Here is a 13409-nt window from a genome sequence, read left to right on the forward strand (position 1 = left end):
TTCATCTTAAAACCCACTGATTTATCAAATACTTTGTCTGTTTTATTTTAAAACAGTTGTCACTTTTTGTGCTTGACGATAAATAGAGTGACTATTATCCTTTGCGTGCTGGCCTACATTGCCAGTCGGTTTTAGCAGACCGCATCAAACGTACATTAAAAGTTTCATACTTTTAGTGTTGAGCCCTCGTGCCCCCTCTGCGGCGGAACGGGAGGGGGACACCTTCGGGTGTGCTGGCCACGTTTGACCAGTCTGCTAACCCCTTTTCGTTCTGCCACCATAATTTTAATGTCTGGCAGAACTCCCAATAAAAAGGAGTCGGCTTTGCACATCCATTATTTCTTGGCAGCTTTTGCCAAAAGCTATAACAACACAACTTAGTTTGTTAACAAGTTTGATCGCCATTAGGTTTATCAAGCTTTAAATCATCACGACCAAAAACTTAGCAACTATAAAACTCGAGATGTGCCAAGCACAGTCTTTATGGGTTTTGCTTTGCCTTTTTTTCTCCCAAAAAGGGCACAGATTTTTTTAACTCATTTATATACAACAAAAATTTATTTTATAACGGTAAAACTATGCCAAATTTAATTCTCCCAACACGTGCTTTAGAAGTTGTAAAAAAAGGAATAAATCTGTTTCACCACGGTGGGTTTCACACTGTGGGCGTCGACAAAATTGTGAGGGAAACAGAAGTCACAAAAATGACGTTTTATAATTATTTTCACTCAAAAGAGCGTTTCATTGATATTTGTCTAGTCGTACAAAAAGAACGGCTCCAAGACCAAGTGGTTGCACTGGTGGAGTATGAGCATGATACAAATGCAATAGATAAACTCAAGAAACTGTATGTTCTACATACCGACTTAGAGGGACCATATTACTTATTATTTAAGGCTATTTTTGAAACTAAAAATAGCTATCCAAATGCTTACCAAACCGCAGTAAGGTACAGAACATGGCTGACCAATGAAATTTATAGCGTACTTAGAACACTCAAGGCCGATGCAACATTTAATGAGGCCAGACTCTTTTTATATATGATTGAGGGCACGATTATTCAATTGTTAGATAACTGCAATGTGGCTGAAACAGAGAAGGTACTGGATTATTTTTTACTAAAGCTTGGTGTGGTTTAGATAAATATCCCAAAGTACATTGCAAGGTACTTTGGGATATACAGGTTTTAAATTTTACTTATAGTAAGTTTGGATTTGGGCAACAAGAAAGTCATAACTCGCTTTATTGTATAAAGCAAATTTTCCTTTTGTTTCATAGTTAGTGGTCGACATAATTGCTGGTTCACCGTATGTTTCAGAAACAACATTACCTTTAACTTGCCATTCACCATCGTAAATTTTGCCATTCATTTCAATAGCAGGGTCTTTACCACCCGAATAAATTTGGTTTCCTGCACTGTCTACAGAGTAAGTCACATTGTAGCCAGCAACAGTATCAAATTTATAGTTGGCCTTTGGATAAAGAGCTTGTTGCCATTCAGCTACGGTTTTGAAATCAGTGAGTGAGCTATCAAAGAAATAAAATTCGGTATTGTTATAAACAACAGACTTCGGTACATAAACAAAAGAACCACTTGGGAAAGTCGCATTACTATTCAATAAGCTCGTAAAAGCTGTTTGATTATTTTTAAGTGTTCCAGCAAAGCGATTACTCATATATAAGTAGTCTATATTTTCTGGTCGACTTGTTAAAATATTAGATGGGAAAATGTCAGATATTTTTTTACCTGAAACATCTATTTTTTCATAATCGTAACTAATGTTATATGAATTTAAACTACAAGTATCATTAAATTGAGCAGTTGTAATTTGTGAACCTTGTGATGCAACGACATAACCTAAAGGCCAACCATTATTCTGCTTTTGGTATGTCTTTTTAGTGAAAAGACCGAAAGAGTTAAGGTCATAACTTTGGACGATATCTTCAGCCAAACTACTTTCAATTTCATCAGCAGTTATATTGTAAAGCGCTTTTGGATAAGCATATAACATTTGATCATTTCTTTTAATTTCATATGCATAAAGTTGTGGAGTTGAAGTTGGAGGATTTCCTGAAGAAATTTCCTTAAATCTATAATTTAAAGAATATAGCGTTTCATCAAAAATTGTATTAGTTGAAAGCGTAGAATTTAAGAGAATACCTCTATCACACTTTAGACTATTTACATTTTGAGTAGATTGTTCCTGAGCTTGTGATGATACATTTTCAGTATTATTAGAGCTTGAACTGCCTCCACCACACCCCGTTAACATAATAAATGAAATAGAAACTGCTAAAGTTGAAATTTTTTTCATGAATAAACCTTAAGTATTTATGTTTACTTTGCGGGCGTGATTATATATTTTTTATTTATTAAAAACAGATCGTTAAGTGATATTTATTAAATATTAAATATATTTAAATATACTCGATAGTCATTTTTATCTAAAAAGCCACTATGAAGCTTAAATTTTGTAAATTTCTATTATGAAGTTTTTTTAAATAAAAGGGCTTGTTATTTATATAATATCTATATTCTAACATCTATATATAACTATTTTTAATCATTACTGATTCTTTTCTCAAGCATTTCCATAAAGGTTTTTAAAATATTATTGTGGTTTTTACCCTTATGAGTAATTAAACATATAGGGGTGCTGTAGTGCATTTTGTCTTTTAAAACAGGTTGCATCACACCATCTTCAACCCATTTTTTTGCATAGTGGTCAGGTAAAAAACTTAAAAATTTTCCGGTTAAAATCAAAAAGGCAATCCCTTCACGGTCACTTGCTGTCGCTTTACAGTCTAAAAGCTGATGCAACTTCGCTGCTTCCGATGTAATGGCATAATTAGGAAGAATGGCTTGCCATTTTTTTAATTCATTTAAATTAATGTTGTTACATTGGTTAAATAAAGGATGGTTTTTGCCGCAATATAAAAATGAACTTTCACTATATAAGTCGAAATAGTCTAAACCAGATAAAGGCGTTACAAGGGGAATAACACCCGCATGCAATCGGTTATCGAGTACACGACACTCAATATCTGAAAGGGTGCTCATACTAATATTAATAATAACCTCGGCATGCTCTTCGGCAAGTTGAGTCAAGGTGTTGGTGATATAGCCTCTAGGCATAGTCACAAGGTTGTTAATAATGCCGATATTAAACTCACCCTTAAGGCGGTTATGCATTTGGTTGACTTTAGAGCGGAAGTCTTCAATCGCTGCTGTGAGCACTTCAATATATTCTAAAATTTCCCGCCCTTCATCGGTGAGGGCAAATCCGGCACGGCCTCGCTGACATAGCCGAATGCCTAAACGATTTTCTAAATCACTCATATGCAAACTAATTGCAGAGCGGCTAATACCCAAAATACTTTCGGCAGATGTAAAGCTGTGACAGTCACAAACCGTTTTAAATATTTTGAGAAGTTTTATATCAAAATCAGTGACTTGATTTAATTTTTTAGGTTTCATTTAGTTTTGTTTTTTTAAATCTAAACTCAAGATAATTTGAATTTATCAAACTTATCTCGCTATGTACACTCAAACCATAATTTGAAAATAAACAGGAATGGTTATGTTTGATACGGATAAATTTAGCGACTCTGAGCATACTTTGGATGCGGTTCAACCTAATAATAATATGCACATAAACTATCAGGCACACTGGATGCCTTTCTCTGCAAACCGAAACTTTGCTAAAGACCCACGCATGATTGTGGGTGCAAAAGGGTCATATCTAATTGATGATTCGGGCCGTGAAATATTCGATTCACTTTCAGGCTTATGGACGTGTGGTGCAGGCCATACCTTACCCGAAATTCAACAAGCGGTGAGCGCTCAGTTAGGTCAGCTAGACTATTCACCAGCTTTTCAGTTTGGTCATCCATTGTCTTTTAAGCTGGCAGATAAAATTGTTCAGCATATGCCCGAAAAACTACAACACGTTTTCTTTACCAACTCAGGTTCAGAGTCGGCAGATACGTCTATAAAAATGGCACGTGCCTATTGGCGTATTAAAGGCAAACCAAGTAAAACCAAATTGATTGGTCGGGCGCGTGGCTACCATGGTGTAAACGTTGCGGGAACCAGCTTAGGCGGTATTGGTGGCAACCGTAAAATGTTTGGTCAACTTATGGATGTAGACCATTTACCGCATACCTTACAGCCGAATTTAACTTTTACCAAAGGCTGTGCAGAAACAGGCGGTGTAGAACTTGCCAATGAAATGCTTAAGTTAATTGAGCTACACGATGCTTCAAATATTGCAGCCGTCATTGTAGAGCCTATTTCTGGCTCGGCAGGTTGTATTGTGCCGCCAACGGGTTATTTACAGCGTTTAAGAGAGATCTGTGATCAGCATGACATCTTGTTAATTTTTGATGAGGTGATTACAGGTTTTGGTCGTTTAGGAACATGGACTGCGGCGGAATATTTCGGAGTTACGCCAGATATTTTGAACTTTGCTAAACAAGTCACCAACGGTGCCATTCCTTTAGGTGGTGTGGTGGCTAGCCATGAAATTTACTCTGCCTTTATGCAGCAAGACTTACCAGAACACGCCATTGAATTTACTCACGGCTATACCTATTCGGCACATCCGGTTGCTTGTGCGGCTGCTTTAGCTGCGCTTGAAGTTTTAGAAAAGAAAAACCTGTTAGCTCAATCTGCGGCGTTGGCTCCAAGTTTTGAAAAAATGCTACACGGTTTAAAAGGCGCACCGCACATTTTAGACATACGTAACTGTGGCTTGATTGGAGCTTTGCAGTTAGCTCCGCGTGATGGCGATGCCACCATTCGAGGTTTTGAGCTTGGTATGAAACTCTGGAAAGAAGGTTTCTATGTTCGCTTTGGGGGTGACACGCTTCAGTTCGGTCCAATGTTTAACAGCACTGAGGCTGATATTGACCGCTTAATGAATGCCGTGGGCGATGCACTTTATCAAGTGAAGTAAGACTTAGATACATTTCATGGGCATCTATAACGGTAATAGATGCTCTTTAGAAACCAAATGAAAAATACAGTTTGATCTGAACATTAATTGTAGTAAGGAGTAACAACAATGACAAATGGCCTAGAAGATTTTAGCTATGACGAAGTTTCAACTGAAAATAGTACGCATAGTGAACAAGCCAAAAAAGTGCTAGGGCATTTCATTCAAGGAAGAATTGTATCTAAAACGGCAAGAAAACAGCCAGTTTACAATCCTGCGACGGGTGAAATTAGTAAAGAAGTCGAAATTGCAGATGCTCAAACGGTAAATGAAGCAGTTCAGGTAGCCGAGCAAGCATTTCCTGCATGGCGTGATACACCAGTTATTAAACGTGCACGTGTCATGTTCAAGTTCAAACAATTATTAGAGCAAAATGCCGAAAAGATTTGCGCTTTGATTGGGCAAGAGCACGGCAAAATTTCTCATGATGCTCAAGGCGAATTGCAACGCGGTATTGAAAACGTTGAATATGCTTGCGGCGCACCAGAGCTTTTAAAAGGGGAGTTTTCAAAAAATGTCGGTCCAGATATCGACTCATGGAGCGAGTTCCAACCGCTAGGGGTTGTCGCTGGTATTACACCGTTTAACTTTCCGGCCATGGTCGCTTTATGGATGTTCCCAATGGCACTAGTCTGCGGTAACTGTTTTATTTTAAAACCTTCTGAAAAAGCACCTTCTGTGGTTTTATACCTTGCTGAACTTTTAAAACAGGCTGGTTTACCTGACGGCGTATTTAATGTGGTCAATGGTGACAAAGAAGCGGTAGATGCCTTATTGCATCATCCGCGTATTCAGGCAGTCAGCTTTGTGGGTTCGACGCCAATTGCTGAATATATTTACCGTACAGCGACTTCAACAGGTAAACGTTGCCAAGCATTAGGCGGTGCAAAAAATCATGCCATCATTATGCCGGATGCCGATATTGATAACGTGGTGACTTCATTATTAGGCGCTGCTTTTGGCTCTTCGGGCGAACGTTGTATGGCACTGTCGGTTGCGGTTGCTATTGACGATGAAGTTGCCGATGTCGTGATTGATAAGCTCACTCAAGAAATGAAAAAATTGAAGTTCGGTAACTATGCCGATGCAAGTAACGACTTTGGGCCGCTTATTACCCAAGCGCATAAAGACAAAGTGCAGGCTTATATTCAAAGTGCAGAACAGCAAGGCGCAAAAATTGTGGTCGATGGCCGTGATGCAAAACCTGCAGGCTATGAAAAAGGTTTCTTTGTTGGACCAACTTTAATTGATCAAGTCAAACCGAATATGACCAGCTACCAGCAAGAAATTTTTGGTCCTGTGTTGCAAGTTATGCGTGTGAATAGCATGCAAGAAGCGATGCAGCTCATTAATGACCATGAATATGGCAACGGTACTTGTATCTATACCCGTGATGGGGAAGCAGCACGCTATTTTAGCAGCCACATTCAAGTGGGTATGGTCGGTATTAACGTGCCTTTACCAGTACCTGTGGCTTACCACAGCTTTGGTGGCTGGAAGCGTTCACTGTTTGGTGATTTACATGCGTATGGTCCAGATGGCGTCCGTTTCTACACACGCCGTAAAACCATTACACAGCGCTGGCCTTCGACTCAAGTCCGTGAAGCAAAACAGTTCTCAATGCCAACTTTAAATTAATGTCTGCAACAAAGGGAAAACATCAGGTTTTCCCTTTTTCATTAGCTAAGGATTTTTAAACATGTAATAGATTGTTTTATGGATATATTTTTAAGGAATGAAATATGAATAATGATAGAACAAAAAAATTAGGCGAAGGACTTTCAAATCGCCATATCACAATGATTAGTATTGGCGGTGTTATTGGTGCAGGTTTATTTGTCGGTTCATCTTCTGCAATTGCCAAAGCAGGCCCAGCGGTCATTCTTGCATATCTCACTACCAGTATTATGGTCTTTCTGGTCATGCGAATGTTGGGTGAAATGGCCGTTTTAGAGCCGGACACCGGTTCATTTTCTACCTATGCCCGTAAAGCGATTGGCCCGTGGGCAGGCTTCACTATTGGTTGGTTATATTGGTGGTTTTGGGTGCTTGCGATTCCGGTAGAAGCGATTGCTGGCGCAGAAATTTTACATTCGTGGTTTCCGAGCGTTTCGGTTTCTATCTATGCATTTTGCTTTATTGTGTTCTTAAGCTTGGCCAACTTTTTTAGTACCAAAAGCTTTGGTGAGTTTGAGTTCTGGTTTTCTTTAGTCAAAGTGGTTGCCATTATTGGATTTATCATAATTGGTATTTTGGCAATTTCAGGTATTTGGCCTTTAGCTAAAAATGTTAGCGGTGTTGCCAATTTATATAACAACGCTGGCTTTATGCCGCATGGTATGGGAGGTATTTTATCTGCCATTTTAATTACGGCATTTTCATTTTTTGGGGTAGAAATTGTCTCGATTGCCGCGGCAGAGTCATCCAACCCTAAACAGAAAATTAGACGTGCCACCAATTTGGTGCTGTACCGTATTATTCTTTTCTTTGTGGTTTCAATGTTTATTGCCGTTTCACTTGTCGATTGGCGTTCACCAGACTTACAAAAGTACGGGACATTCCAATACGTTTTAATGAGCTTAAATGTACCAGGTACTAAACTTATTATTGATACGGTTGTGTTTATCGCCGTGGCAAGCTGTATGAATGCCGCAATTTATACGTCTTCTCGTATGTTATTCCGTTTAGGAACACGCAATGAAGCACCGCAGGCAGTCACTAAAGTGAATTATGCGGGGGTACCGGCAATTGCGGTGTTTTCCTCAACTTTTATTGGTTTAGTATGCTGTGTCATTAACTATGTATTCCCTGGGAAAGTGTTTGGCTTATTGCTTTCAAGCACAGGTTCGATTGCTTTGCTGGTGTATTTGGTTATTGCGTTTTCACAGTTACGATTAAGACATAAGTTAGAAGCAGCTGGAGCAGAAATTCCCTTTAAAATGTGGTTGTTTCCATGGCTGACTTGGTTTGTGATTATCATTATTTTAAGTGTATTGGCTTATATGTTCTTCTCACCAGCCTATAGTTATGAAACGACTCTATCTTTAGGGGTAACGTTAGGTGTGGTGGTGTGCGGTTTATTTGTAACCCGAAAGCGTAAAGCAACCCGTTCGGTTGCAATAAATCAGAGTAATTTATAAAAATATTGAATTAAAATTTTTATGATAGAAATAAAAAGCTCCTTAATAAAAAGGAGCTTTTTACTTTTTTAATTCTCGTTATTTTATTTTAATTGTTGTTTATATTTTTAAATAAATGCACAGTTATAAACTAACTGTGCAAAGAAATTTAAATGGCTTGCCAATTTTCTTTAACTTCTTGAGAGTTTTTATTTAAGATGACTTGATCATCTTTTACTTCACCAATCCAAGAAGTAGGGATAAGGTGATGTTGATCATTTTCGTCTTTAGTAAGTTTTAACTGATTTTCACCTTCAAGGTGATCAACAGTTCCTACTTTGGTACCACAAGAAGCAATAACGTCTGCATGTTTTTTAATATCATTAATATTTAAAGTACTCATTTTTGACCTCTTCTTTGGAAATAGAAAAATCGTAGAAACTAAAGTACTGGATAAAATCGGAGAAATCTTTCTTTTTTAATAAACCTTACATGATTATTTTATATTTTCACTTAAGCGATATAGTTAAATAACAATGAAATAAAACGAAATATTCATTTAATAAAGTTATAGAAAATATCTTTTTATTACATTTTATATCTTTAATTAAACAGAATTATTTCGATATGTTTAAGTCAATACTTTTGAATAATTATTTGTAATGAATATTAAAATATCTATAAATATGAAAATCTTGAGTATGTTGAATGAATTCGAACATGCTGAAGCTGAAAACAAAAGTCAGCTACGCCAAGACTTGCTTCAAGAATTAGTAAGTTTAGCTAAAAATTTACCCTATCCAGCTTCAGGTCAAACCTACCAACGGTGGCAAATGTTCGCTCAAATTGCAGGGAGTGACTTAAGTCTAGTTAAATTATTTGAGTCACATTGTGATGCTTTAAGTATTTTAAAAGAACTGGGTTATCAAGCTGAAATAGATGAGCAAACGTGGGCGGTATGGGCAGCAGAGGGCGGGCCTGCACCTCTACAAGTCGAGAACAATCATTGTAGCGGTATCAAAACTTGGTGTTCTGGCGCTGAGTTTATTCACAAGGCTTTAATGAGCTATAAGGACAAGCAAGGCCAAGCACAGCTTTGTATTGTTGAATTAAGTGATCCTTCGGTTCATGTTGACCTAAATCATTGGCAAGCCGTTGGTATGCAAGGCACTCAAACTGCTCAGGTACATTTTGACAATACTCCCGTTACAGTTATAGGTCAGCCAAATCGCTATTTGGAGCGTCCCGGATTTTGGCATGGTGCGGCTGGTGTTGCTGCTTGTTGGTATGGTGCGGCGGTACGTTTAGTTAGCTTCCTACATGAAAGTTGCAAACTCAGCCCAAACGCATTTAAAAAAATGTATTTAGGGGAATTAGCTCAACAGCTTTCTGTAACAAAACAGTATTTTCAATATATTGCCAAGCTTATTGATGAAGAACCTATGCTCAGTCATGAGCGAGAAATCCGTATATTGCGTGCTCAAACAGAACAATGCTGCCAGAGTGTTATTCAACTTGTTGGTAAGGCTTTAGGCGCGCGTCCTTATTGTGAAGAAGCTATATTTTCACAGCTCATTGCTGATTTGCCTGTCTTTATTCGTCAGAGCCATGCGGCTTTTGATTATGAGTCTATTGCAGAGCTCTGTTTGCCGGAGAAAAGCTTATGGGAACTTTAACTCATCCCTTAGTCGAAGATCGCGTAATTTCAGGTGAAGGAACACCGAAGTTTAAGTGGCTAGAGGCATTTAAAACGCATCCTTTAGATGGGCTGAATTTACAATTGTTTCGTTCGAAAAGAGTGGTGATTGTCGCTCCGCATCCTGATGACGAAGTGCTTGGCTGTGGTGGTTTAATGCAGCAGCTAGTCAAAGAAAATTGTCATCTTGTTATTGTGGCGGTCAGTAATGGCACGCAAAGCCATCCCCATTCAACAAAATACAGCCCAGACCAATTAAACGAATTACGTCCGCAAGAGACTTTTGCTGCTTTGAATAGTTTAGGTGTCTCAGATCATTCTGAACGAATTGCTTTAAACCTTACGGATGGTCAGATTCACTCACAGACTCATCTATTAAATCAAGCGCTCAGCCAAATCGTTCAACCTGAAGATATTTTAATTTGTAGTTATGCATTTGATGGGCATCCAGATCATGAGGCCGTCGGGAAAACAGTGCAGGCCTTTGCAAAAGTGCATCAATTAGTATGTGTGCATGTACTGATTTGGGCATGGCATTGGGCAGAGCCTTTAGACCCACGTATTGATTGGTCCAAAGCACAAGCTTATGCCTTAACTGAAAACCAATTAAATAAAAAAGTTCAAGCAGTTATGCAATTTAAAACACAAATTGAAGCCGATGAGAGCACAGGCAATTCTGCCGTTTTGTCTTCAAGTGCCATTAGCCGTCTTTTAATGCCTTATGAGGTATATCTGAGTGACTCATTCTCGTATGTATTTTGAGGAGTTGTATCGTAGTAATAATGATCCATGGGGCTATGATTATCACTGGTACGAAGCCCGTAAAAGACAAATCTGCCTTGCATTATTAACACGACCTCATTATGAAAAAGTTTTAGAAATTGGCTGTTCAAATGGGCATTTAAGTGTTTATCTAGCTCAGCGTGCTGCGCGTTTATTGTGTATAGATGTCTCTGAGCAGGCCGTTCAACTCGCCTCCCAAAGGTTAGAAGCATTTGAACATGTGACTGTTGAAAATAGAAAAATACCTGAAGATTTTTATGAACAAAAATTTGACCTAATTGTGATTAGCGAAGTGGCGTATTACCTCACATGCGATGAGTTAGATGAGTTTATTGAAAAATTAAAGCAGGCCTTAAACCCGGAAGGGGAAATTTTGTGTTGCCATTGGCGACATGATATTCAGGATTTTGAATTGAATGCCAAGCAAGTACACCAAAGCTTTCAACAATATTTTCCATTTCATCACTATTTAAGTCTAAACGATCCGGACTTTATGGTTGATGTTTGGACTGTTAATTCTTCGTCAATAGCTCAGCGGGAACAATTACGATGAAAATAGGTGTTGTGATTCCAGCGCATAATGAAGAACAGCATTTGCCAGCCTGTTTGCAGTCAATTCAAGATGCGATAGAAAAAGTACCGGATGAACAGGTTGAGGTTATGGTTGTGCTCGATAGCTGTACAGACCAGTCGCGCTCAATTGTACAAAGTTATGGAGTAAGCTGGATTGAATGTAATTATGCGTGTGTTGGAAAGGCCCGAGACTTAGGTATTCGTCAAGTTATTCAAAATGGAGCAACTTGGCTTGCCTGTACCGATGCCGATAGTATCGTCAGTCCAGACTGGTTACGTTGCCAAATTTTGCATCAGCCTACAGATGCAATTTGCGGTATTGTGACTTTAGATGACTTGAGCCGATTATCTGTTATAAAACAAAAAAAGTATTTGTCACATTATCAAGACTGTATGGATCATCATCATATTCATGGTGCAAATTTAAGTTTTAGTGCTGCTGTTTATATGCAAGTTGGTGGTTTTGAACCGGTTCCTTGTCATGAAGATGTTTCCCTCATTAATAAATTGATAAGACAGTGTTGTAATATTACATGGAGCAATTTAGTTCGAGTAACCACTAGTAGTCGATTAGAAGGAAGGGCACCAGAAGGTTTATCTAAATTTTTAGAAAATCTTTAATTAATATTTTTTTCTTAAGTTTATTTTAATAATTAATATCTATTCTAGACTTATATCCTCTGTTATACGTTATTTTTTTGGTTCAGTAAGCTACATCTTTTTGCCACATCACCCGATGTGGTTTTTTTTTATTTTAATGATTAAAAAAAGAGCCAGTCTAAAAGCTTCTCCAACAATAATATTGTACATCTGACATGATGACACAAAAACTCACAAAAGCTAAAACTCACAGTTTTAAGAAATTGTTAGATAACTATGAATAAAAGAATAGGAGAAATTTTAATGAAAAAAATAGTGTTAACCACAATTACCAGTCTGGTTTTATTCGGTAGCAGTGCAACCTTTGCAAGAACTGATCCGGCTATACTCAATCAAGCCGCAAAAAATGTAGTCACTGTTTCAAAAGCAAAAACATTAGCTGATGAAACAGGTGTAACCCTCACTGGAACTATCGTAAAGCATATTGCTGGCGACCATTATGAGCTTAAAGACAAAACGGGTTCCATCGTGATTGATGTTGATGATGACTTAGCAAATGGTTGGCAATTAAAAGTGGGAGATAAAGTACGTATTGTAGGTGAAGTTGACACACATCGTATTAAGCCCACCGAAATTGAAGTTTTACAAATTGAACGTGTTAAATAATGTGGTTATAAATACCATGGCCCGAACTAGTTTCGGGCTTTTTTATTGAAATTCGGTAAGGTTACGATTTTTTTATAATAATGAAATGTAAAGTATTTCTGTTAAAGGTGTGTTAAGTTGAAAATTCCATTAATAATGAAATTTTATATTTCACGGAAGTCTTATGAACGTTCGACTGTGTTATGCCAGCCAACGAAATGAAAATAATGAAGATTTGCTACAAGATTTGCGTGATATCCTAACAGAAGCTCGTGATTTCAATGATTTGAACGAGATTTGTGGAGTACTTTATTATGCCGATAATGCATTTTTTCAATGTTTAGAAGGCGAAAAAGAGGTGGTAGAAAGATTATTTGAGAAAATTCAAAAAGATCAAAGGCACCACAATGTTAAATGGTTATGCACATATTCCATTGAAGAAAACTCTTTTCAACGTTGGTCAATGAAATATGTGCAACGCAATACAAATATCGAGGCTTTCTTTCTCAAGATGGGAGAAAGTACTTTTAACCCAATTTTGCTTAATCAGCAAAATCTCAAATTTTTCTTAAATGAACTGTTAATTGCAGAGCAAACTAAAGTTGATACGGTTAGGAAAGTTGGAATGGTTAATCGGGGAGTAAATCCATTCTAACTATTTGACGTTATACCGATATGGATGTGCTTGAGTTTAGGTACAATTTTAGTCATCACTAAATATACAATCAGTGAAACCGAAAGCATCCATATCACTTCTAAACTTTGACTAATCACGAACATTGCCCAGTAAAAAAAACTAAATAGAGCAATACATAGTCCACTACCTTTGTAGTACCACGTAATAAATATTCCAAAGAGTGCCGAAGAAATTAAGAGATTAGTCGTCTCATTCATTCCTAGGTAATTAAAAAAAATAATCATTAAGCATAGAGCTAACATTGATAGTAAATATACAAATATATTTTTTGCGATAAACATTTTCTATACCCTATCTGA

14 protein-coding genes are annotated in these 13409 nt (G+C 37.5%); 10 read left to right on the plus strand and 4 right to left on the minus strand.

Features of this window, described 5'->3' with window-relative positions:
• Positions 1–578: 578 nt before the first annotated feature.
• Positions 579–1139 (plus strand): TetR/AcrR family transcriptional regulator, encoded by a 561-nt coding sequence (locus tag MKL35_RS01305; RefSeq protein WP_032010610.1) that lies wholly within the window; start codon positions 579–581, stop codon positions 1137–1139.
• Positions 1140–1193: 54 nt separating this feature from the next.
• Here the strand turns inward: MKL35_RS01305 and MKL35_RS01310 are convergent, their stop codons facing one another.
• Positions 1194–2315, minus strand: a complete 1122-nt coding sequence (locus MKL35_RS01310) for a hypothetical protein (RefSeq protein ID WP_032010613.1) — start codon at positions 2313–2315, stop codon at positions 1194–1196.
• A 245-nt stretch (positions 2316–2560) separates the two neighbouring features.
• Positions 2561–3478, minus strand: a complete 918-nt coding sequence (locus MKL35_RS01315; protein WP_270912632.1) for a LysR family transcriptional regulator — start codon at positions 3476–3478, stop codon at positions 2561–2563.
• A 97-nt stretch (positions 3479–3575) separates the two neighbouring features.
• Between MKL35_RS01315 and MKL35_RS01320 the strand changes: the two genes are divergently transcribed.
• The 3 genes from MKL35_RS01320 to MKL35_RS01330 all read left to right on the plus strand — a co-directional run bounded on the left by MKL35_RS01320 (position 3576) and on the right by MKL35_RS01330 (position 8137).
• Positions 3576–4958, plus strand: a complete 1383-nt coding sequence (locus MKL35_RS01320) for an aspartate aminotransferase family protein (protein WP_081404415.1) — start codon at positions 3576–3578, stop codon at positions 4956–4958.
• Between the two features lie 108 nt (positions 4959–5066).
• The gene (locus tag MKL35_RS01325; protein WP_032010620.1) at positions 5067–6635 is read left to right on the plus strand and encodes a CoA-acylating methylmalonate-semialdehyde dehydrogenase; all 1569 of its coding nucleotides are present in this window, start codon (positions 5067–5069) and stop codon (positions 6633–6635) included.
• A gap of 104 nt (positions 6636–6739) precedes the next feature.
• Positions 6740–8137 carry an amino acid permease gene (locus MKL35_RS01330; protein ID WP_004707938.1) on the plus strand — a complete coding sequence of 466 codons (1398 nt, stop codon included), beginning with the start codon at positions 6740–6742 and terminating at the stop codon, positions 8135–8137.
• Positions 8138–8285: 148 nt separating this feature from the next.
• Here the strand turns inward: MKL35_RS01330 and MKL35_RS01335 are convergent, their stop codons facing one another.
• The gene (locus MKL35_RS01335) at positions 8286–8519 is read right to left on the minus strand and encodes a DUF2171 domain-containing protein (RefSeq protein WP_000105754.1); all 234 of its coding nucleotides are present in this window, start codon (positions 8517–8519) and stop codon (positions 8286–8288) included.
• A gap of 298 nt (positions 8520–8817) precedes the next feature.
• On the opposite strand from MKL35_RS01335, the gene MKL35_RS01340 reads away from it, so the two are divergent.
• From MKL35_RS01340 to MKL35_RS01365, 6 genes are all read left to right on the plus strand, one after another.
• On the plus strand, positions 8818–9792 hold the full coding sequence (locus MKL35_RS01340) for an acyl-CoA dehydrogenase (protein WP_106479745.1): 975 nt from the start codon (positions 8818–8820) through the stop codon (positions 9790–9792).
• Complete coding sequence (locus tag MKL35_RS01345) at positions 9780–10574, plus strand: PIG-L deacetylase family protein (protein ID WP_022575421.1); 795 nt, start codon at positions 9780–9782, stop codon at positions 10572–10574. Before MKL35_RS01340 ends, MKL35_RS01345 begins: the two co-directional genes overlap by 13 nt.
• The gene (locus tag MKL35_RS01350; RefSeq protein ID WP_025467751.1) at positions 10549–11148 is read left to right on the plus strand and encodes a class I SAM-dependent methyltransferase; all 600 of its coding nucleotides are present in this window, start codon (positions 10549–10551) and stop codon (positions 11146–11148) included. Before MKL35_RS01345 ends, MKL35_RS01350 begins: the two co-directional genes overlap by 26 nt.
• Complete coding sequence (locus MKL35_RS01355; RefSeq protein ID WP_002049169.1) at positions 11145–11789, plus strand: glycosyltransferase; 645 nt, start codon at positions 11145–11147, stop codon at positions 11787–11789. The genes MKL35_RS01350 and MKL35_RS01355 overlap by 4 nt, the downstream gene beginning before the upstream one ends.
• 282 nt (positions 11790–12071) lie before the next feature.
• On the plus strand, positions 12072–12434 hold the full coding sequence (locus tag MKL35_RS01360; RefSeq protein WP_004707950.1) for a NirD/YgiW/YdeI family stress tolerance protein: 363 nt from the start codon (positions 12072–12074) through the stop codon (positions 12432–12434).
• A 163-nt stretch (positions 12435–12597) separates the two neighbouring features.
• Positions 12598–13068: an AnBLUF65 family BLUF photoreceptors gene (locus tag MKL35_RS01365; protein ID WP_002049354.1), complete on the plus strand. Its 471-nt coding sequence runs from the start codon at positions 12598–12600 to the stop codon at positions 13066–13068.
• Here the strand turns inward: MKL35_RS01365 and MKL35_RS01370 are convergent.
• Positions 13065–13391: a hypothetical protein gene (locus MKL35_RS01370; protein ID WP_004707954.1), complete on the minus strand. Its 327-nt coding sequence runs from the start codon at positions 13389–13391 to the stop codon at positions 13065–13067. The genes MKL35_RS01365 and MKL35_RS01370 overlap by 4 nt on opposite strands.
• Positions 13392–13409: the final 18 nt, after the last annotated feature.

It is taken from the genome of Acinetobacter sp. AOR41_HL, assembly GCF_027854645.1.
In the GTDB taxonomy this organism is placed as follows: domain Bacteria; phylum Pseudomonadota; class Gammaproteobacteria; order Pseudomonadales; family Moraxellaceae; genus Acinetobacter; species Acinetobacter nosocomialis.

What these genes read in the sequence shown, in the direction of transcription:
- MKL35_RS01305 (WP_032010610.1), top strand. Translation starts at nt 579, where the DNA reads ATGCCAAATTTAATTCTCCCAACACGTGCTTTAGAAGTTGTAAAAAAA.
- MKL35_RS01310 (WP_032010613.1), bottom strand. Translation starts at nt 2,315, where the DNA reads ATGAAAAAAATTTCAACTTTAGCAGTTTCTATTTCATTTATTATGTTA.
- MKL35_RS01315 (WP_270912632.1), bottom strand. Translation starts at nt 3,478, where the DNA reads ATGAAACCTAAAAAATTAAATCAAGTCACTGATTTTGATATAAAACTT.
- MKL35_RS01320 (WP_081404415.1), top strand. Translation starts at nt 3,576, where the DNA reads ATGGTTATGTTTGATACGGATAAATTTAGCGACTCTGAGCATACTTTG.
- MKL35_RS01325 (WP_032010620.1), top strand. Translation starts at nt 5,067, where the DNA reads ATGACAAATGGCCTAGAAGATTTTAGCTATGACGAAGTTTCAACTGAA.
- MKL35_RS01330 (WP_004707938.1), top strand. Translation starts at nt 6,740, where the DNA reads ATGAATAATGATAGAACAAAAAAATTAGGCGAAGGACTTTCAAATCGC.
- MKL35_RS01335 (WP_000105754.1), bottom strand. Translation starts at nt 8,519, where the DNA reads ATGAGTACTTTAAATATTAATGATATTAAAAAACATGCAGACGTTATT.
- MKL35_RS01340 (WP_106479745.1), top strand. Translation starts at nt 8,818, where the DNA reads ATGTTGAATGAATTCGAACATGCTGAAGCTGAAAACAAAAGTCAGCTA.
- MKL35_RS01345 (WP_022575421.1), top strand. Translation starts at nt 9,780, where the DNA reads ATGGGAACTTTAACTCATCCCTTAGTCGAAGATCGCGTAATTTCAGGT.
- MKL35_RS01355 (WP_002049169.1), top strand. Translation starts at nt 11,145, where the DNA reads ATGAAAATAGGTGTTGTGATTCCAGCGCATAATGAAGAACAGCATTTG.
- MKL35_RS01360 (WP_004707950.1), top strand. Translation starts at nt 12,072, where the DNA reads ATGAAAAAAATAGTGTTAACCACAATTACCAGTCTGGTTTTATTCGGT.
- MKL35_RS01365 (WP_002049354.1), top strand. Translation starts at nt 12,598, where the DNA reads ATGAACGTTCGACTGTGTTATGCCAGCCAACGAAATGAAAATAATGAA.
- MKL35_RS01370 (WP_004707954.1), bottom strand. Translation starts at nt 13,391, where the DNA reads ATGTTTATCGCAAAAAATATATTTGTATATTTACTATCAATGTTAGCT.